At 76.4% G+C, this 552-nt stretch carries 2 pseudogenes; both read right to left on the bottom strand.

Going from position 1 to position 552, the window contains the following annotated elements:
- Nucleotides 1-180, bottom strand: a pseudogene (locus KUM32_RS37945) (beta-ketoacyl synthase); the annotation flags it as partial.
- Nucleotides 177-552: pseudogene (locus KUM32_RS37940) on the bottom strand (long-chain fatty acid--CoA ligase); the annotation flags it as partial. The pseudogenes KUM32_RS37940 and KUM32_RS37945, both read right to left, overlap by 4 nt.

Genomic DNA, 552 nt, shown 5'->3' with positions numbered 1-552 from the left:
CTCCGGGGCGATGCCCGCCGCGCCCACGGTGCCGTCCAGGAGGTGGCCCGGCGGCGGCCTGCGCAGCCCGGACGTGCCCCGGCACAGCGCGTCGAAGAGCTTGTCGGCGCCACGGCCCAGCGGGGTGAAGGTGCCGAGCCCGGTGACGACGGGCCGCGCCCGCCCGGTGTCCGCGCTCACGCGGTCACCTGCCCGGCGACGCTCTCCCGGCCCAGCAACTCGCCGTCCAGGAAGCGCTGGCGCAGCAGGAACTTGCGCACCTTGCCGGTCGCCCCGAGCGGGATGCGCTCCGGGCTCACCACCACGACCCGCTCGACGGTGTCGGCCACGTGCGGTTCGAGGGCGGCGAGCACCTCGGGCGCCCGGTCGGCCTCCTGGTCGGCCCCCGGGTCGAGCACGAGCAGCACCGAGGTGATGACCCGCCCCTGGCTGGGCACCGCGACCACCGTGCACTCCCACACGTCGGCGCAGCCCGCGAGGACCCGCTCCTCGCACAGCATCGTGTAGAGCCGGTTGCCGTCGCCCAGGTCCACCGCGTCCACGGCCCGGTCG

Source organism: Streptomyces sp. AC627_RSS907 (assembly GCF_019049165.1).
This window is presented reverse-complemented; position numbering and strand designations above follow the sequence as displayed.